This window comes from Chryseobacterium carnipullorum (assembly GCF_003815695.1).
Taxonomy (GTDB): Bacteria; Bacteroidota; Bacteroidia; order Flavobacteriales; family Weeksellaceae; genus Chryseobacterium; species Chryseobacterium carnipullorum.
On record NZ_CP033920.1, the window covers coordinates 3,590,287 to 3,607,957 of the forward strand.

At 36.9% G+C, this 17,671-nt stretch carries 19 protein-coding genes; 11 read left to right on the forward strand and 8 right to left on the reverse strand.

From position 1 onward, the window contains the following. Positions 1-6: 6 nt before the first annotated feature. Together pheT and EG346_RS16135 are read left to right on the forward strand one after the other, a co-directional pair. Entirely contained in the window at positions 7-2,409 is a 2,403-nt protein-coding gene (pheT, locus tag EG346_RS16130) for a phenylalanine--tRNA ligase subunit beta (protein ID WP_123880029.1), read from the forward strand. A gap of 362 nt (positions 2,410-2,771) precedes the next feature. After that, positions 2,772-3,182, forward strand: coding sequence for an META domain-containing protein (locus EG346_RS16135; protein ID WP_073335269.1), 411 nt, complete (start codon positions 2,772-2,774; stop codon positions 3,180-3,182). Positions 3,183-3,232: 50 nt separating this feature from the next. On the opposite strand, the gene EG346_RS16140 is transcribed toward EG346_RS16135, so the two are convergent. From EG346_RS16140 to EG346_RS16160, 5 genes are all read right to left on the reverse strand, one after another. Continuing rightward, complete coding sequence (locus tag EG346_RS16140) at positions 3,233-3,472, reverse strand: DUF8828 family protein (RefSeq protein WP_007845674.1); 240 nt, start codon at positions 3,470-3,472, stop codon at positions 3,233-3,235. A gap of 53 nt (positions 3,473-3,525) precedes the next feature. Then, entirely contained in the window at positions 3,526-4,416 is an 891-nt protein-coding gene (locus EG346_RS16145; protein WP_181876129.1) for a 3-hydroxybutyryl-CoA dehydrogenase, read from the reverse strand. A 12-nt stretch (positions 4,417-4,428) separates the two neighbouring features. Then, the gene (locus EG346_RS16150) at positions 4,429-4,836 is read right to left on the reverse strand and encodes a hypothetical protein (protein ID WP_123880031.1); all 408 of its coding nucleotides are present in this window, start codon (positions 4,834-4,836) and stop codon (positions 4,429-4,431) included. A 69-nt stretch (positions 4,837-4,905) separates the two neighbouring features. Further along, on the reverse strand, positions 4,906-5,784 hold the full coding sequence (bla-A, locus tag EG346_RS16155) for a CGA/CIA family class A beta-lactamase (RefSeq protein ID WP_123880033.1): 879 nt from the start codon (positions 5,782-5,784) through the stop codon (positions 4,906-4,908). A 61-nt stretch (positions 5,785-5,845) separates the two neighbouring features. Then, positions 5,846-6,808 (reverse strand): Gfo/Idh/MocA family protein, encoded by a 963-nt coding sequence (locus EG346_RS16160; protein WP_123880035.1) that lies wholly within the window; start codon positions 6,806-6,808, stop codon positions 5,846-5,848. 139 nt (positions 6,809-6,947) lie between these two features. Between EG346_RS16160 and EG346_RS16165 the strand changes: the two genes are divergently transcribed. From EG346_RS16165 to EG346_RS16195, 8 genes are all read left to right on the forward strand, one after another. Continuing rightward, positions 6,948-7,598 carry a protein-L-isoaspartate(D-aspartate) O-methyltransferase gene (locus EG346_RS16165; RefSeq protein ID WP_123882713.1) on the forward strand — a complete coding sequence of 217 codons (651 nt, stop codon included), beginning with the start codon at positions 6,948-6,950 and terminating at the stop codon, positions 7,596-7,598. 671 nt (positions 7,599-8,269) lie between these two features. Continuing rightward, entirely contained in the window at positions 8,270-9,253 is a 984-nt protein-coding gene (locus EG346_RS16170) for a 2-hydroxyacid dehydrogenase (RefSeq protein ID WP_123880037.1), read from the forward strand. A gap of 51 nt (positions 9,254-9,304) precedes the next feature. After that, a complete protein-coding gene (locus EG346_RS16175) occupies positions 9,305-9,595 on the forward strand; it encodes a hypothetical protein (RefSeq protein WP_073335263.1) in 291 nt (96 codons plus the stop codon). 156 nt (positions 9,596-9,751) lie between these two features. Next, positions 9,752-10,189, forward strand: a complete 438-nt coding sequence (locus EG346_RS16180) for an endonuclease domain-containing protein (RefSeq protein WP_123880039.1) — start codon at positions 9,752-9,754, stop codon at positions 10,187-10,189. Between the two features lie 570 nt (positions 10,190-10,759). Beyond that, positions 10,760-12,745 carry a urocanate hydratase gene (locus tag EG346_RS16185; RefSeq protein ID WP_123880041.1) on the forward strand — a complete coding sequence of 662 codons (1,986 nt, stop codon included), beginning with the start codon at positions 10,760-10,762 and terminating at the stop codon, positions 12,743-12,745. A gap of 31 nt (positions 12,746-12,776) precedes the next feature. Continuing rightward, positions 12,777-13,172 (forward strand): hypothetical protein, encoded by a 396-nt coding sequence (locus tag EG346_RS16190; protein WP_123880043.1) that lies wholly within the window; start codon positions 12,777-12,779, stop codon positions 13,170-13,172. After that, positions 13,173-13,298 carry a hypothetical protein gene (locus tag EG346_RS25380; protein WP_262511556.1) on the forward strand — a complete coding sequence of 42 codons (126 nt, stop codon included), beginning with the start codon at positions 13,173-13,175 and terminating at the stop codon, positions 13,296-13,298. A 91-nt stretch (positions 13,299-13,389) separates the two neighbouring features. Continuing rightward, entirely contained in the window at positions 13,390-13,848 is a 459-nt protein-coding gene (locus EG346_RS16195; RefSeq protein ID WP_123880045.1) for a hypothetical protein, read from the forward strand. Positions 13,849-14,125: 277 nt separating this feature from the next. Here the strand turns inward: EG346_RS16195 and EG346_RS16200 are convergent, their stop codons facing one another. Then, positions 14,126-15,262 carry an adenylate/guanylate cyclase domain-containing protein gene (locus EG346_RS16200; protein WP_123880047.1) on the reverse strand — a complete coding sequence of 379 codons (1,137 nt, stop codon included), beginning with the start codon at positions 15,260-15,262 and terminating at the stop codon, positions 14,126-14,128. 341 nt (positions 15,263-15,603) lie between these two features. On the opposite strand from EG346_RS16200, the gene EG346_RS16205 reads away from it, so the two are divergent. Beyond that, the gene (locus EG346_RS16205; RefSeq protein ID WP_123880049.1) at positions 15,604-16,305 is read left to right on the forward strand and encodes a DUF6261 family protein; all 702 of its coding nucleotides are present in this window, start codon (positions 15,604-15,606) and stop codon (positions 16,303-16,305) included. Between the two features lie 316 nt (positions 16,306-16,621). On the opposite strand, the gene EG346_RS16210 is transcribed toward EG346_RS16205, so the two are convergent. Continuing rightward, positions 16,622-16,996: a helix-turn-helix transcriptional regulator gene (locus tag EG346_RS16210; protein ID WP_123880051.1), complete on the reverse strand. Its 375-nt coding sequence runs from the start codon at positions 16,994-16,996 to the stop codon at positions 16,622-16,624. A gap of 56 nt (positions 16,997-17,052) precedes the next feature. Then, a complete protein-coding gene (locus EG346_RS16215; protein ID WP_123880053.1) occupies positions 17,053-17,577 on the reverse strand; it encodes a hypothetical protein in 525 nt (174 codons plus the stop codon). Positions 17,578-17,671 lie beyond the last annotated feature (94 nt).

The window sequence follows — 17,671 nt, forward strand, 5'->3', positions numbered from 1 at the left end:
TAGCAAATGAAAATATCAAACAACTGGCTGAAAGACTTTATCAAAACGGAACTGAAAACGGAGAGAATCGGGGAATTCCTTACAGATATAGGTCTTGAAGTTGAAGGGATAGAAAAATTTGAAAGTGTAAAAGGCAGCCTGGAAGGTATTGTAGTAGGAAAAGTACTGACCTGCGAAAAACATCCGAATGCAGACAAATTAAAGAAAACAACAGTTGACGTAGGTAACGGAAAAATATTGAATATTGTTTGCGGAGCTCCCAACGTAGAAGCAGGGCAAACTGTTCCTGTAGCTGTAGTCGGAACTAAAATCTATGACAAAACCGGAAACTTTTTTGAAATCAAAGAAGCTAAAATCAGAAGTGAGGTTTCGCAGGGAATGATCTGTGCAGAAGATGAACTTGGCCTTAGTGACGATCACGGCGGAATCATGGTTTTGGATGAAACCAAATATGAAGTAGGAAAAAACTTTGCTGATTATTTTGAGCTCACCAACGATGAAGTGTTGGAAATCGGTCTTACGCCCAACAGAACAGACGCAATGTCTCATTATGGAGTGGCAAGAGATCTTCATGCATTCCTTTCAACCAATCAACAGAAATCAACATTTGAAAAAGTGTCTTCAGAAGCTTTAAATAGTGAAGGTTCACACAATTTCACTTTGGAAGTTGAAAATGCTGAGTTATGTCCAAGATATATCGGAGCGGTAATTGAAGAGGTGAAGGTAGCAGAATCTCCTTCTTGGTTAAAAGACAGATTAAAGGCGATAGGCTTAAGTCCTATCAATAATATTGTCGATATTACAAATTATATTCTTCACGGTTACGGGCAGCCGCTTCATGCATTTGATGCAGATAAGATTGCTGACAGTAAAGTGAAAGTGGGAACTGTAAAAAAAGGAACAAAATTCACAACGTTGGATGGTGTTGAAAGAACTTTAAACGGTTCTGAAGTCATGATCAAAGACGGAAAGGATCATCCGCTATGTATTGCCGGTGTTTTCGGAGGGGCGCAGTCAGGAGTGTCCAATGAAACAAAAACCATCTTTTTAGAAAGTGCTTATTTTAATCCGGTAGCGGTAAGAAAAGGGGCTAAACTTCATAATTTAAATACAGACGCTTCTTTCAGATTCGAAAGAGGAGTGGATCCTAATATTACCAGAACAGCCATCACGCGTGCGATTAAACTGATCCAGGAAATTGCAGGAGGAAAATTGGTGGGAGATCTTTTGGAAGAATATCCTAAGAAAATCGAAGACAATTATGTGATCATCAGATTCTCAAAAATTGAGCAGATTTTAGGAACAAAGATCCACAGAGAAAAAGTAAAAGAGATCTTGAAAGCTCTTGAAATCCAGGTTTTAAACGAGATCCAGAACGGGCTTGAAATCTCTGTTCCGGCTTACAGAGCTGATGTAACAAGAGAAATTGATGTTATTGAAGAAATCTTAAGAATCTACGGATACAACAAGATCGATGCTCCGCAGAAAATTTCATTTACCCCTGTAAAACTGAGCGCTAACGATCAGGATGAACTGGAAAACAACTGGGCAAGAACCTTACAGAGTATTGGATTCAATGAAGTGATGAACAACTCACTGACTTCTGTAAAAGACGAAACCGATGCAGTGAAATTACTGAACCCTTTAAGTGGAGATCTTGCATTCATGAGAAAGTCTTTATTGGAAGGACTTCTTCAAAATGCGGTCTACAACATCAACAGAAAGAACCAGGATATCAAGTTCTTTGAATTTGGAAAAATCTACCATAAAAAAGATAAATACGAAGAAAGAAAGCAATTGGCGATTCTGGTAACAGGTAGAGATGTTGCTGAAAACTGGTTACAGCCTAAATCTGCGGTAAGTTTCTACAATCTTAAGGCCTACGTAAAGTTTTTATTGGAAAGACTTGGGGTAGATTATAAAGAAGTGGCTTTAGCAGACGATAGATTCTCTGATTCTTTAGCGTATGAAGCAGATGGGAAAACTTTAGTGAGAATTGGTAAAGTATCTCCGGTATTACTGAAAGATTTTGATATCGATCAGGAATGTTTCTATGCAGAGATCGAACTTGAATTGGCGCAGCAGTTACGTTCTGGAAATGCACTGAAATTTAAGGATATTCCAAAATTCAACAAGATCCGGAGAGACCTTGCTTTATTGATCGATAAAAATATTAACTATCAGGATCTTTATCAGACCGCTAAGAAGAATAAATCTCCTTTCATCAAAGACATCAATTTATTCGATGTGTACGAAGGCAAAAACCTTCCGGAAGGGAAGAAGTCTTATGCTATGAGTTTTGAACTTCTGAATGAAGAAAAAACATTGGAAGAGAAAGAAATTTCTGAAGTAATGGATTCTCTGATCAAAGCATTCCAAAAAGAATACAACGCAGAGTTAAGATCTTAATAGAGAACAGATATAATATTGAAACGGGCTATAAAGCCCGTTTTTTTTGTTTTTTCACCACAGATTATGGAGAGGTTTCTCAGATAATGATTTTCAATGATTCGGGTAAAAATGTTCAGTCATCAGTCATCAGAAGAGTTTATTTTATCCAAAATATTCAATGATCCGGTGTTCACTCCATGATTTTATGATCTGAAATCAATTTAGTTTTATTCTTAAAATAAAGAATATGATTTACAGAATATAAAAGATTTATGATTAAAAATAATTGGAAAATAGAATTCTTAAAAAGTAATAAAATCCTCTGCAGCCCGTTTAAATAATATAATTTCCTTAAATTTGAGTAATTCAAAAAGAAAAAAATGAAAAATCTTTTTTTAAGTATAGGTGCGGCGGCTATTCTGGCGTCGTGCGGTACAATGTCCAGCGCTTCTGCCTCTAAAGTAGGAAAAGCACAGCCATCACTGGCGAATACAAAATGGACGTTGGCAGACAATGTGAAAGGCAAAGTTCCAACCCTGAATATTGAGGGCGAAAAGATCAATGGAAACGGAGGGTGCAACAACTATTTCGGAACTGCTAAAATAGATCCTTCTACAGGTGATTTCTCTGCAGGACAGATGGGATCTACCAAAATGATGTGCAACAATATGAGTGTTGAGCAAAACTTTATGGATATGGTAGGGAAAGCCAATAAATATGTAATTTCCGGAACTACCTTAGAATTGTATAAAGACAATCTTCTGCTGTTGAAATTCAACAAAGCGGAATAAAATAAAAAAGGAACTCAATTTGAGTTCCTTTTTTTATGTTTAGGTCGTTATTATTCTTCCTCTTCTTCGTCGTACTTAGCCAACTCTTCATCACACCATTTGAACGCAGCCTCTACCACTTTTGTAGCTTCGTCTGCCATAGTTTCTTCATCGTCACCTTCTAAATCATCTAACCACTCAACTTCTTCTTCTTCAACGTTTAAGATGAATCTTGGATATTCTGTGTGAACTACGAATAAATCTTCAGGAAATTCCGAATTGTCTGCTAATAAAAACTTTGGTAATTTCATTTTTTTAAATATTTTAACTTTGATCAAAGATAAATAAAATTATTGACTTAAAATTATTTCAAAAACATTTTTGAAACTTTTTCAGCTTTTTTACTTTCTGAATAATCATAAAAACCTTCCCCTGACTTTACACCCAGTTTTCCAGCCATTACCATGTTCACAAGAAGTGGGTTGGGAGCATATTTAGGATTTTTGAAGCCGTCATACATTACATTAAGAATGGCGAGACAGATATCCAGACCGATAAAATCTGCCAGTTGAAGCGGCCCCATCGGATGTGCCATACCAAGCTTCATCACCGTATCAATTTCTTCTACACCAGCCACTCCGTTATAAAGTGTTTCGATAGACTCATTGATCATCGGCATAAGAATTCTGTTGGCCACAAAACCAGGATAGTCATTCACTTCCACAGGAACTTTACCTAAAGTCTTACTCATGTCATAAATGGCATCGAAAGTTTCCTTAGAAGTAGAATAGCCTTTGATGATCTCTACCAGTTTCATGATAGGAACCGGGTTCATAAAATGCATTCCGATCACTTTGTCAGCACGTTTTGTAGCCGCTGCGATCTTTGTAATAGAGATAGAAGAAGTATTGGTTGCCAGAATACAGTTGGCAGGTGCCAGTTCATCCATCTGTCCGAAGATTTTCAGCTTCAGATCCTGATTTTCAGTAGCGGCTTCTACAATAAGGTCTGCAGATCCTGCGGCCTCCTTAAGCTCTGTAAAAGTGCTGATATTTCCTAATGTTTCAGCTTTCTGCTCTTCAGTAAGGTTTCCCTTTGCAATGATTCTGTCAAGGTTAGTTGTAATCGTTTTCAGGCCTCGGTCCAGTGCGTCTTGAGATACGTCTACCAGATTTACTTTGAATCCGCTTTGTGCAAAAGTATGTGCAATACCGTTCCCCATGGTCCCAGCTCCAATCACTACAATGTTTTTGATCATTTTTTTCTTTTATTTATAGATAGTTAAATTTTTGATGTTCGTAAGATCAGATTGACCGACAATCACTGCAGAATCAAAACTTACAGTGCCGTCGCTGTCTTTCTTTCTGTTTTTATTTTGTAAAGCTACAGCAGATTCAAGACCTTTTACAAAAGCCATCTTCTGTTTTTTGCCCAGTCTGTCTGTTCCGATGTATAAATTAAATTCGCCCTCTCTTCCAAGTCCGCCCTGTCTTAAAACTTCAAAAGATTTAATCCGATTCCTTTTCTCAAACTTTTTCAGATAATCCGTTACAGGTTTTGTTGAGGGGGTTCCACAACAGATGCTTCCATAGCTGATTTGTAGGTAGCTCATATTCTTCTGGGAAAAAAAGAATACAGAGCAGAACAGACTTATCGTTACTAATGCCTTTTTCATATCAATGATTTATGGGTCTGAGAAATGATATTGTATCAATTTCTCTGCTTTAAAAATAAGCTTAATATTTTACTTATTAAAATCGTCCCATACGGCCTTTGAAATATCAGAAACCACTTTGCAGTTCACGGCATCTGTCTCGGTGGAATTGCTTACAAATACGGCAATTGCGTAATGTTTTCCATTGGGAAGAGTAATGATTCCCATATCATTTTCAGCTACCGTAAGACCGTTGTTATACTTTCCTGAAGACCCGGTTTTATGAGCTACTGGTGTGTTTTTAGGAAGTTGTTCAACAATTTTATTGGTACCCGTAGTGGTTCCGATCATGATCTTCATCAGATAATCCGTAGATTTTTTGGAAAGTAATTTCCCGTCATAGAATTTTTTCAGGACCAGAACTGCAGAGTTGGGTGTACTGTAATTGTCATATTGAGTTTTCCAGTTTTTGTGCATATCATCTTCATTGCGTTTGATCTGGAAGCCTTTTACCCCTTTAGAATCCATGAAATTCTGAACTGTCTTCGTTCCTCCGATAAGTTTCAGCAGCATATCACAACCATTGTTATCGCTTTGGGCAACAGTATAATCCAGCACTTCCCCCAGAGGAATTGAAACATTTCCTTCCGGATACTTTTTGCCGATGGGTGACCACGTATTTGGCAGCATATCCTCCTTTTTAAAGAAAATATTCTGGTCCAGCGAAAGTTTCCCTTTATCCACAAGATCCAAAACTGCACAGGCAATATGAAACTTGAATACACTTAACGTAGGAAGTGGCTTATCGCCGTTTTTATGGTATTTAAAATTATTTTCAAAGCCCAGAACGGAAACGCCAACGGTCGCTTTTTTACCCTCAGTAATAGCGTTTATTTTTTGCTCCAAAGCTGATTTCTGAGCGAATGTGAATGATGAAACCAGAAAAAAGAAAAGTCCTATTTTTTTCATAAGATGGCCATTAAAACAGATCCCTTTTATCCATTAAAAAGAAAACTGAGGTTGAGAATAATTAAGAAATGAGTTTTACAATTTCCAGAGCTACCTTTAAAGCTTCAGTCCCGTCTGCAAGAGAAACTTCTACATTTTTGCCGTCAGTGATGGCGTCTGCAAAAGAATTCAATTCGTCAAGGATGGCATTATTAGGCTGAATGTCCGGATATTCAAATAAAATCTGGTTTTTTTCTCCGTCAGCATTTTCAATGATCATGTCGAATGGAGTAGGGTTTTCAGGAGCATCCTTCATTCGGATTACTTCTGCTTTTTTCTCTAGAAAATCTACTGAGATATACGCATCTTTCTGGAAAAAACGACTTTTTCTCATGGCTTTCATAGAAATTCTGGAAGTCGTAAGATTGGCTACACAACCGTTTTCAAACTCTATTCTTGCATTCGCGATATCCGGAGTTTTACTCACCACACAAACACCGCTTGCATGAATATTTTTAACCTTAGATTTAGCCATGCTCAATAAAATATCCAGATCATGGATCATAAGATCAAGAACTACAGAAACATCAGTCCCTCTTGGGTTGAATTCTGCCAGTCTGTGAATCTCTATGAACATTGGATTTTGAATGTATTCCTTCGTCGCAATAAAAGCTGGATTATATCTTTCCACATGTCCTACCTGCGCTTTGATACCGTTTTCCTGACATTTTTGAAGAATCTCTTCTGCCTGTTCAAGGGTTTGGGTCACTGGCTTTTCTATGAAAAAATGAAGCTTTTTTTCAATCGCTTTTAAAGCATAATCATAGTGATATACTGTAGGCGTCACAATATCCAGCATATCGATCTGCTCAAGAAGTTCATCAAAATTTTCAAAATATTGATATCCGAATTCAGCTTCTATTTTTTTTCCGTTTTCAATATCTTTATCGTGGAAACCTACCAGCTCGTACTTATCTGACTGGTTAAGAAGTCTTAAGTGGATCTTTCCCAGATGTCCGGCACCTACCAAACCTGCTTTTAACATAGATTTTTTAATTTTGGTAAAGATAAGAATTTTAGGTATTAGGAAAGACGTTGTTGCTTTTTGGTTGATAAGTATTGATAGTTTTTTTACTTTTGTAGAAACTACTACCCGTAACCTAATAACTACTATCTTACTAATGATGCATGATTCGTTTGTACATAAAGGAAAAAGAAAAATCCTGGTTGAATATTTAAGACATAAGATCGGGATCTCAGATGAAAATGTACTTTCAGCAATGAGTGAAGTTCCGAGACACCTTTTCATCGAAAGCATTTTTGAGGATTTAGCCTACGAAGACCGGGCATTTCCTATTTTATCACACCAGACCATTTCCCATCCGTCAACGGTGGCCGAACAGTCTGAGCTGCTTCAGATAAGACCTGGTGAAAAAGTACTTGAAATAGGAACCGGATGCGGCTATCAGACGGCTGTATTGATTGCGATGAAGGCTTTGGTATATACGGTGGAAAGACAAAAAGATCTGTTTGATTTTTCAAAGAAGAAATTCCGTGAATTGCATTTAAGTCCAAAATTTCAGAGCTTTGGAGACGGTTTTGCCGGGCTTCCCACGTTTGCGCCTTTTGATAAGATTATTGTCACCTGTGGCGCTTCCGTTTTGCCAACAGAATTATTGAAACAACTGAATATTGGAGGAAAAATGGTTATTCCATTAGGACCAACCGATGAGCAGATTTTATACCGGTTTACCAAAACGGCTCCTACCCAATTCGAAAAAGAGGAATTCGGGGCTTATAAATTTGTTCCGATGTTGGGGGATACGAACCATTAGAGGTGATAAGGTTTTGACCAGAAAATGTGTTGAAAAGCTTTTATGGTTGATGTTTAACTTTTTTAAACCACCCCGTCAAAAATTCTTTGAATTTTCGCCACCCCTCCGGAGGAGGGGAATTTTAAGATTTCCTTGGGAATTGAAATTGGTTTAAGAGATTTTGTTGTTGTTTTTGCTTTTGCTTTTGCTTGTGGATGCTTATCTCACCGCAAAAAAGACAAAAGCCTTTGCGTATTTAACACTTTAGAGCATTTTAGTTTTAAAAGTTTTACCATTCTGAAAATAGCAAGAACACCTAAGAAGAAAATCAAATATTTTCGTCGAAACTTAGGTGTACTTCTTTTATATGCAATATATTCAACTTAAAAGTAACTTAAGTGTCGAAAAAGCTTATCACTTTTATGGTTAAAAATTGAATTTTCTCTATTTTAATAAACGTTAAGACGGGTTCGGAATAGTAATTGAATGCAATCTAAAACCGATTGATGTCGCATGCGGAAAAATCAGAAAAAGATGTTTGGGAAGTAACTCGGAGATGGCTTCAGATGCCTGAGACAAAAACAAAGATAAACCTCAGTAATTTTAATACTAAAGTTAAAGAACCTCACTTTTAACCTGGTGGGGTTTTTTATTTGAAATTTTAAAAACACGAAATTAAATCAAAATAAAACATGAAAGTATTTGTAAACAGAAGAATTCTTGAAACTGGAATCAATATGCTGAAAGATGCGGGGCTGGAAGTTTTTATTCCCGAACATGAAAACCTTTCTCACGAAGAATGGCTGATCTATTGTCAGAATCACGATGCTATTTTAAGCGTGGGCGGAGAATTTAAATATGACAAAGATTTTTTTGTTCAGTGTCCCAATATAAAGACCATTGCCTTATATTCCGTTGGTTTTGATCATGTAGATATTCACGAAGCCAACCGTAGAAATATTCCCGTAGGAAATACACCTGATGTACTCAGTAAAGCCACTTCTGATGTCGCTTTTCTTTTAATGCAGTCGGTGGCCAGAAGAGCTAGTTATAACTTTCAGAAAGTAAAAGACGGGAACTGGGGAGACTTTGATCCTTTGCACGCTTTAGGACAGGAATTATATGGCAAAACATTGGGAGTATTGGGATTGGGAAGAATAGGTTTTGAAATGGCTAAAAAGTCCCAAAAAGCTTTTGATATGAACATCATTTACCATAACCGTCATCCAAATGACGAAGCAGAAAAAGAATTGAATGCTACCTATGTTTCTTTTGACGAATTAATTGCGCAATCTGATGTATTAAGTATTCATGCCAGTTTTACTCCTGATCAGAAAGATCTTTTCAATGGTCCTGTTTTCGAAAAAATGAAGGAGAATGCTATTTTCATCAATACGGCAAGAGGGGGTTTCCAAAATGAAAAAGACCTCTATGAAGCATTGGTTTCAAAACAGATTTGGGGAGCCGGTTTGGATGTTACCAACCCTGAACCAATGTCTAAAGAAAGTACTTTGTTAGAGCTTTCAAATGTATGTGTATTGCCCCACATTGGTTCTGCGACCATGGAAGCAAGAACAGGAATGGCCAGAATCGCTGCTGAAAATATTATCGCTTTCTCTAAAGGGGATAAAATACCTTATTGTGCCAATCCTGAGGTATATTCGGTGAGTTCTTAGCATCTTGGAATTATTTTTGTTCTTATTGATAAACCTTAAACACTTAATATTATGACACCAGAAAACAATACCAACGAACAAAACAGAAAGCTTGAAGAGATGGATTATAATCCTAATGAAGATATATTCAACAAGGAAAAACATATTCCGCTCGACGGTGACGGAAATCCCATCCTCAATGAAGAAGACGATGACAAAATAGATAAGGGCCTGGATATTCCCGGCACTGAAGATGATGACGACATGGAAGAAATAGGATCTGAGGATGAAGAAAACAACTACTGGAGCACCAGCGATAATGAAGATGACCATGAAGAAAAAAATGATGATGTTTTAACGTAAATTCTAAGCTTACAGCATACAAACCTTACTGAAATTAGTAAGGTTTTTTTATTTTTGAAAACCATCTGTTCTGCGACGAATATCATTCCCCTCTTTTGGAGGGGTGGATTCGACTAAAAGGAGAAGACGGGGTGGTAAAAAACAAATACACAAACAATGAAAGAAATCTTAACCCACATCCAAGGCGTTCCCATCCAAAGGAACTTCGTAGAAAACCTGCCCTTTAATCCCCATCTGATAGTATTGTTGAAAGAAAAACGAAAAGCACGTATTTTAAGTGAGGTCATTTTCTGGAAAAAAGTTCGGGCCGGAACATTTCACCACATTGATTTTGACAGACAAAGAATCATCGGAAACTATATTGTAGATTTCTATGTAAAAACTTTAGGATTAATTGTTGAAATTGACGGTTCCAGTCATGATGAAAAACAAGTGTATGATGGAATCAGGCAGGAATATCTTGAGTCTTTGGGACTTTTAGTTTTCAGAATCAGCGACTTTGACATAAAGAATAATTTATATGTAGCCATGAAGGAACTGGAGTATTTTATTATAGAAAATTTTGGGATCACCCCGTCTTCCAAAATTCCATAAATTTTACCATCCACCCCACTATACTGCGACAACTATCATTCCCCTCCTCCGGAGGGGTGGATTCTCCTGAAAGGAGAAGACGGGGTGGTCAAAAAGCAAACACGCATTTTCAACGCACGCATTACTTAGTAACCACCCCGTCTTGCAAAATTTATAGAATTTGCCATCCACCCCTCCGGAGGAGGGGAATCTTCGGTTGGCGTATTTTTAACAGTCGGTATCTACAGATAATCCATCAACAAGTTCACTATTTCAGACAATCATCTATACTGCAACGAATATCATTCCCCTCCTCCGGAGGGGTGGATTCTCCTGAAAGGAGAAGACGGGGTGGTCAAAAATTATACACGCATTTTCAACGTACGCATTACGTAGTAACCACCCCGTCTTGCAAAATTTATAGAATTTTCCAATCCACCCCTCCGGAGGAGGGGAATCTCGGTTGGCGTATTTATAACAGTCGGTATCTGCATATGAAGACATCATCAAATTCCCTTGCCTATATTTTCTAATTTGAATATCTTTAAAACTTCAAAACGTTGAATTCTAAACATTGAACTAGATAGCAATATGACATTTCAAGAACAGATACAGCAGGGGATTCCGAATCAGCTGCCACAGCCTAAACCATACGAAACCAATATCAACCATGCACCGAAGCGTAAAGAAATTTTAGGAGAAGAAGAAAAAAAGCTTGCTCTGAAAAATGCCTTACGTTATTTTGAACCTCAGTTTCATGCAGAATTGCTGCCTGAATTTAGAGAGGAACTAGAGAAATACGGGAGAATTTATATGTATAGATTCCGTCCGGATTATGAAATGAAGGCAAGGTCCATCGCAGATTATCCCGGGAAATCGGAGCAGGCAAAAGCCATCATGCTGATGATTCAGAATAACCTGGATTATGCAGTGGCACAGCATCCTCACGAACTGATTACCTATGGTGGAAACGGAGCCGTCTTCTCCAACTGGGCACAATATCTTCTGACGATGAAGTATCTGTCTGAAATGACGGACGAACAGACTTTAACCATGTATTCCGGGCATCCGATGGGATTATTCCCTTCTCACAAAGATGCACCAAGAGTAGTGGTAACCAACGGAATGATGATTCCTAATTACTCCAAACCGGATGATTGGGAGAAATTCAATGCGCTGGGCGTTACCCAATATGGGCAGATGACAGCGGGAAGTTATATGTACATCGGTCCGCAGGGAATTGTTCACGGAACCACGATTACGGTACTGAATGCTTTCAGAAAGATCAAAAAAGAACCGCAGGGAGGCCTTTTCGTCACTTCAGGATTGGGTGGAATGAGCGGTGCGCAGCCAAAAGCAGGAAATATTGCAGGCTGTATTACGGTATGTGCTGAAGTAAATCCAAAGATCACAAAAATCCGTCACGACCAGAAGTGGGTGAATGAGATTTATGAGAATATAGAGGAACTGATAGAAAGAGTAAGAAAAGCTCAGGAAAATAAAGAAACCGTTTCTCTTGCTTACCTTGGAAACATTGTTGAGGTTTGGGAGAAGTTTGATGAGAAAAACTTAAAAATCGATATCGGGTCAGATCAGACATCGCTTCATAATCCTTGGGCTGGTGGTTATTATCCGGCAGGTCAGAGCTTTGAAGAATCGAATGCGATGATGGCTGAAAATCCTGAATTGTTTAAAGAAAAAGTTCAGGAAACATTAAGAAGACACGCAGCGGCGATCAATAAACATACTCAGAAGGGAACATACTTCTTTGATTATGGAAATGCCTTTTTACTGGAAGCTTCCAGAGCCGGAGCAGATGTAATGGCTGAAAATCCTACGCTGGGAAGAGAATTCAAATATCCGAGTTATGTTCAGGATATTATGGGACCTATGTGTTTTGATTACGGTTTCGGGCCGTTCCGTTGGGTATGTGCCAGCGGAAAACCGGAAGATTTGCAAAAGACAGATGATATTGCCTGTGCTGTTTTGGAAGAGATGGTAAAAAACTCTCCTGAAGAGATTCAGCAGCAGATGAAAGACAATATCCAGTGGATCAAAGGCGCTCAGGAAAACAAACTGGTGGTAGGTTCACAGGCAAGAATCCTTTATGCAGATGCAGAAGGAAGAATGAAGATTGCTGAAGCTTTCAATAATGCCATCAGAAACGGGGAGATCGGACCTGTTGTTTTGGGAAGAGATCATCACGATGTTTCCGGTACAGATTCTCCTTACAGAGAAACTTCCAATATCTATGACGGTTCAAGATTTACCGCAGATATGGCGATTCACAACGTGATTGGCGACAGTTTCCGTGGGGCTACATGGGTATCTATCCATAACGGTGGCGGAGTAGGCTGGGGTGAAGTGATCAATGGTGGTTTCGGAATGCTGCTGGACGGAAGTGATGAAGCAGACCGAAGACTGAAATCTATGCTCTTCTGGGACGTGAACAACGGAATTTCCAGAAGAAGCTGGGCTAGAAATGAAGGCGCTGTTTTCGCTATTAAAAGAGCGATGGAAGCAGAACCGAATTTGAAGGTGACGCTGCCGAATTTTGTGGATGAGAGTCTTTTTTAATTTGAGAATTTGAGAATGAATTAATTTGAAAATGGATATTCACAATCAATTTACAAGTATGTACTTTCTACTTTTATTTACAACTTTTGTTGCATTAAATCTTATCATTTTAAGATTTAAAAAGCAAAATTGGAAAGTTTTGTTTGATTGGAAAGTGATTGTATCAGCTTTTGTCATTACGTTATTGGGGTTGTCGTATTGTGAATCTTCAAAATCAAATGATTGGCTTATTGAAACTTCTGGTTTTCCAAAATATTTTTATCTGAAAAAATCTTCTTTAGGAAAAGATTCTTTAGTGGACTGGGGGATTGTACAGTTTGATTATATAAATTTCTTGGAAAATTTAATTCTCATTTTTCTTTTAATAGATATTTTTAAGCTAATGTTACAAAGTAGTTTGAAAACGAAAACTACTAATTTAAAATAAGTGAAAAATACTGTACGAAGCTGGGCAAGAAATGAAGGTGCTGTTTTCGCGATTAAAAAAGCGATGGAAGCAGAACCCAATCTGAAAGTAACGCTTCCGAATTTTGTGGATGAGAGTTTGTTTTAATTCAAAAGAAATTAAATCATAATAAACAACTTTGCTGTATTTTGTATAGCAAAGTTGTTTATTTTTATATAAATCTTAAGCCTAAAAATAGTTGAAAAAATATACCGCACAAATTAACAACAAACAACTTGTCTTAGTTTCAGAAGATCAAAAAGAGATTGGGAGGATTGTAAAACTCAATAAGTTTTTTTCTTCAGGACATTACATCATCTTTAATTCCAGAAGCTATGATATCAAGAATGTGGGTTTTCTGAAGAACGATGCAGAACTTTTTAATTCCAAGGGCGTCATTTATTTTACAGATTTGGGAAAAGAAAGAATCATTAAGTCCGGAGCGGATGTTAGGATTTATAATTTCAAGTTGAGTAAAACAAATCAGCTATTTGAAAAAGAAAAACTCTTAATAGAAGTAACAACCGAGGATAAAAAGAAACTTAAATATCCTATTTATCACCTTGAAGTTGACGAATCTGTTGATGGCTTGCTAGCGTTGTTTTTCTTACATTATTCAACGCAGGAGTTTAGTTCTATTGGTGGGGACGGGGATTAGATTTTTGTAAAATCTAACGGAATCTTGAGAAGAAGCTGGGCCAGAAATGAAGGCGCTGTTTTCGCCATTAAAAGAGCCATGGAAGCAGAACCGAATCTGAAAGTAACGCTTCCGAATTTTGTGGATGAGAGTTTGTTTTAAAAACTTTTTAGATATAGAAAAACCTGCTGTGAGGCAGGTTTTATCGTTTTATTGTAAATGTATAATGCTGCTTTTTTGTTAATTCTTACGGATTGCAAATCTGAGAGACCTACTAGCTTATATCATTTTAAAAATATTAAGTAGTCTTATCGATTTTTTCATCTTTTGATGTTGTAGGTTTATTTTCATCATTTTTCCACACAAAATCATCATTTAGTGTTATTTCTGATATGAATTCCGCCTTATATGCAAGAGCAGTTCCTTCATTTTTTATTTGAATCTCAGTTTCAGATATTTTTAAATTTTTTGTGCAATGTGTTAAAAGCTCTTCTTTAGCTGGCTGATTTAATAATGTCTCACCTGCATTAGCTCCAGACATTCTACATGCATAAACAACCGGAATTCCAACTACAGTTAACTCATTACTAGTATTAACTAGGGTCACATTTCCATAATCTATACCAATACCAAGACCTACATCTTTGATAAAAACATTAAAACAGTCTCTGGAAATGTCATAATGTTGTTTGAAAGCCAGATGACATTCTTCTGCTGCTTTTAAAGATCGAATGATTGCATTTTCACCACTGTAAAACTTTGGAAAAAATGCTAAAATTCCATCTCCTGTAAATTTGTCAAAAATCCCATAGTTATTTATAATTATTTGTGATAGTTTCTTACTTAATTCTGTTATAAACTTTGAAAATAATTCAGGTTTTCTAGCTTTAAGCATCAATTCAGTAGATCTACGAATATCAATAGAAACAACTATTGAATAATAATCTTTCCCGTTATCAAAATTAGATCTAAAATTTTCATCAGAAAATAATTTCTCTTGAGCCTCTTCATGGATTCTTGGTATAATATGATTAATTTTTTCTTTTGAATTTAATTGATCTAATAGTGTTTGTAACTCGTCTGTTTTTTTTGACTTATCTTTTTCTTCATTTAATTCTTTTAATGTTAAACTAAGTTTTGATTTTATTTTATTAATTTCTTCCTCTAGCTTAATTTGTTTTTCAAAATTAGTAGATCGTAAATTATTTTGAAAAGTTGAAATTGGATTATTTATATTTTCAAATAAACTTACTAAAGAAGACATTGAATTTTGATCGGGAATTTTTGCAAAAGATGTCCCTAGAGAATTTATTCCTTCAAAGGCACCATACATTTTGTTAAGTGAATCACCGAGTGATGTGAAGTCGTTTGACGAGGAATTATTTTTTTTTGGAAGTTCTAAATCTTTTCCTTTTTCTTCATTTTTTTTTGCCATAATTAATTTTATTGTAATTATCAAATATATTTAACAAGATTAATAATAAACTCCGTATTTTTACGGAAATTTTTATTAAAAAACTTCCAATCCTCCCCACAACCCACCCAACCCCTCCGCAACTCCCACCCACTACTAAAACAAACCACCTTCCCCCTCCGGAACTTCAAAACAAACCTGTTTCTAATCTCCGGAGGACTCCGGAAGTCTCCCGCAACGTGCAGGAAACCACAGAAGTGCTACGGAGATCACGCGAAAGACTGTTTGTAACCTAGCGACTTTTTAATATATTTGATTCTGAAAATAAGTTTCCATTCATTAACCAATACACAAAAAAACGTATGAAAATCGCACTCACCAAGCTGAGTACTAAGGATCTTGCGACTTTAGCTCAGAGAACCATTTCAAATGCCCAGTCGGGGAAATATCCGGTTATTGCCAACCATCCGCTGCTTGCAGATTTGCTGGCTTCCTATACCGAATACGATAGGGTATACACCAAGCAGGTCTACAGCGGAAAAGGAAAAGACGTTGCCGCGCTGGATCATGAAAGAGATGTGGCGTACAACAGCATGAAAGCATTCCTGAACGGGTACCGGAAGCTTTCTTCTGCCGCCAATTATCAGCTGGCGGAAGACCTCTATCGGGTATTTAAAACTTTCGGGCTGGATCTGGACCGTAGAAGCTATTCTTCCCAGACTGCCCAAATGAAAAAGCTGATCGAAACCCTGGAAAGTTCCGAGAATATGCACAAAATCAGAACCCTTGCTCTGGAAACCGCACTGGCTGATATGAAAGCCAAACATGAAGCTTTTGAAACGCTGTTTTCTGAACAGGCAGGGATTAATGCTGATCTTCGCCAGATGAAAAGCGCATCGGCCATCCGGAAGGATCTGGAAAAAAATCTGAAAACGTATATCAGTTTATTAACCGTGATGAAAAACGTTCCGGGGTGGGAACTTTTCTACAATGATGTCAATGAATTGGTAAAGGCCGCGAAAAACTCTTCGGTCTTAAATCCAAAGCAGGAAAAACCATCTTAAAACAATGAAACCAAAAAAACTCAGCACAGCGCTGAGTTTTTTGTATTTCTTATCGTTAGACCATCGCAAAGGCGCAATGTTTTTTTTAGCTATATGATGAGGTAAGGCGCAAGAAAACCGAAGATTTTCGGCAAGTGGGGAGTAATCTTGCTTCGTCGCTGCACCCATCGCAATCACGACAGGAATCATTAAGTGTATTTGAGCTGTTTAAAAATAGTAAGCGTCACGCTTTATAAAACATCTTTGATGTTTCTTAACAACCCTTAATACCTTAAATTTTCTTAATGGTTCAAAATAAATAAAGTTTAGAAACTCTTTATTTTTTATACTTTTTCAGTTCTTCCTCCAGCCTTTGGTTCTCCTTTTTCAGGATCTGGATAAGGTCTCTCTGGCTTTCCAGAAGATATTCCGGGACGTTGCAGTAATAGTTACCGCTTATATTATTTCCAAAACTACTGCTTGAGGTAATATTATCAAAATGATTGATTTGTTTAGCTTCCTCTTCCTGATAAATTTCCTCCACAGGAACTTCCAGAAAACGGGCAATTTTTTCCCATTCTTCTTTTCGGATGCTTACATCTCCGCTTTCTTTTCTACTGTAGTTGGAAACGTCTGTGGCAATGATATCTGCGATCTGCTGCTGTGTGATGCCTTTTCTTTTTCTTACCTCGCGTAGTTTTTCTTTTTGCATAGCTGTATTTTCTACAAATATGCAAAATATTACGCAAAAAAAACAGAGGTTGCGCTTTATTGTTTTTCATATTCTTTCAAAAAATTAAAAGTAGCATCTTTCAGAGATTTTTTTAGATTGTTCGTTTTGTCTCCACCACCGCTTTTACGGATTCCGGTTGTTTTTATTTCTTTATTGTCGGTGAGAGTTTTATAATTCACCACTGTTTTTAGGGTCGCTATAGAAAGTCCAAAGTGCCAGTTTATTTCCGAAATGTCAGCATCAATAATTAAAGGATCTTTATCGGTGATTTCTTCTGAATTTTCAATGAATTTTAGTTTTATTTTGGTCTCACTTGCCAGCTCATTTATAGATAATTTGAAAGTTTCTTTTACATCCGGTGAAGGGGTAGGACCAAAAATAGTTCCTACTGTTCCCGTCATATTAATTTGATTTTGGCTTTTAGGATTTAGTTTGAAATAAATAGATTTTTCTGCATAAAAATTTTTATTCAAAGTTTTGTTCGTATAGTTATGAGAGGTTCCACAACCTATTAAAGTAATGGCTGCTACAAATAATAAAAGAAATTTTAAAGTTTTCATGGAGTTTGTTTTTAAATGTGGTTTGATGTTTAAATTAACGAATTGTCTTAATCTAAAAAAGAGTTCCCAAATATAAAAAATAGATCTTAATCAA

Excerpts from the sequence above, each read along its gene's own strand:
- pheT (WP_123880029.1), top strand. The coding sequence starts at position 7 with ATGAAAATATCAAACAACTGGCTGAAAGACTTTATCAAAACGGAACTG.
- EG346_RS16135 (WP_073335269.1), top strand. The coding sequence starts at position 2,772 with ATGAAAAATCTTTTTTTAAGTATAGGTGCGGCGGCTATTCTGGCGTCG.
- EG346_RS16140 (WP_007845674.1), bottom strand. The coding sequence starts at position 3,472 with ATGAAATTACCAAAGTTTTTATTAGCAGACAATTCGGAATTTCCTGAA.
- EG346_RS16150 (WP_123880031.1), bottom strand. The coding sequence starts at position 4,836 with ATGAAAAAGGCATTAGTAACGATAAGTCTGTTCTGCTCTGTATTCTTT.
- bla-A (WP_123880033.1), bottom strand. The coding sequence starts at position 5,784 with ATGAAAAAAATAGGACTTTTCTTTTTTCTGGTTTCATCATTCACATTC.
- EG346_RS16160 (WP_123880035.1), bottom strand. The coding sequence starts at position 6,808 with ATGTTAAAAGCAGGTTTGGTAGGTGCCGGACATCTGGGAAAGATCCAC.
- EG346_RS16165 (WP_123882713.1), top strand. The coding sequence starts at position 6,948 with ATGCATGATTCGTTTGTACATAAAGGAAAAAGAAAAATCCTGGTTGAA.
- EG346_RS16170 (WP_123880037.1), top strand. The coding sequence starts at position 8,270 with ATGAAAGTATTTGTAAACAGAAGAATTCTTGAAACTGGAATCAATATG.
- EG346_RS16175 (WP_073335263.1), top strand. The coding sequence starts at position 9,305 with ATGACACCAGAAAACAATACCAACGAACAAAACAGAAAGCTTGAAGAG.
- EG346_RS16180 (WP_123880039.1), top strand. The coding sequence starts at position 9,752 with ATGAAAGAAATCTTAACCCACATCCAAGGCGTTCCCATCCAAAGGAAC.
- EG346_RS16185 (WP_123880041.1), top strand. The coding sequence starts at position 10,760 with ATGACATTTCAAGAACAGATACAGCAGGGGATTCCGAATCAGCTGCCA.
- EG346_RS16190 (WP_123880043.1), top strand. The coding sequence starts at position 12,777 with ATGGATATTCACAATCAATTTACAAGTATGTACTTTCTACTTTTATTT.
- EG346_RS16200 (WP_123880047.1), bottom strand. The coding sequence starts at position 15,262 with ATGGCAAAAAAAAATGAAGAAAAAGGAAAAGATTTAGAACTTCCAAAA.
- EG346_RS16205 (WP_123880049.1), top strand. The coding sequence starts at position 15,604 with ATGAAAATCGCACTCACCAAGCTGAGTACTAAGGATCTTGCGACTTTA.
- EG346_RS16210 (WP_123880051.1), bottom strand. The coding sequence starts at position 16,996 with ATGCAAAAAGAAAAACTACGCGAGGTAAGAAAAAGAAAAGGCATCACA.
- EG346_RS16215 (WP_123880053.1), bottom strand. The coding sequence starts at position 17,577 with ATGAAAACTTTAAAATTTCTTTTATTATTTGTAGCAGCCATTACTTTA.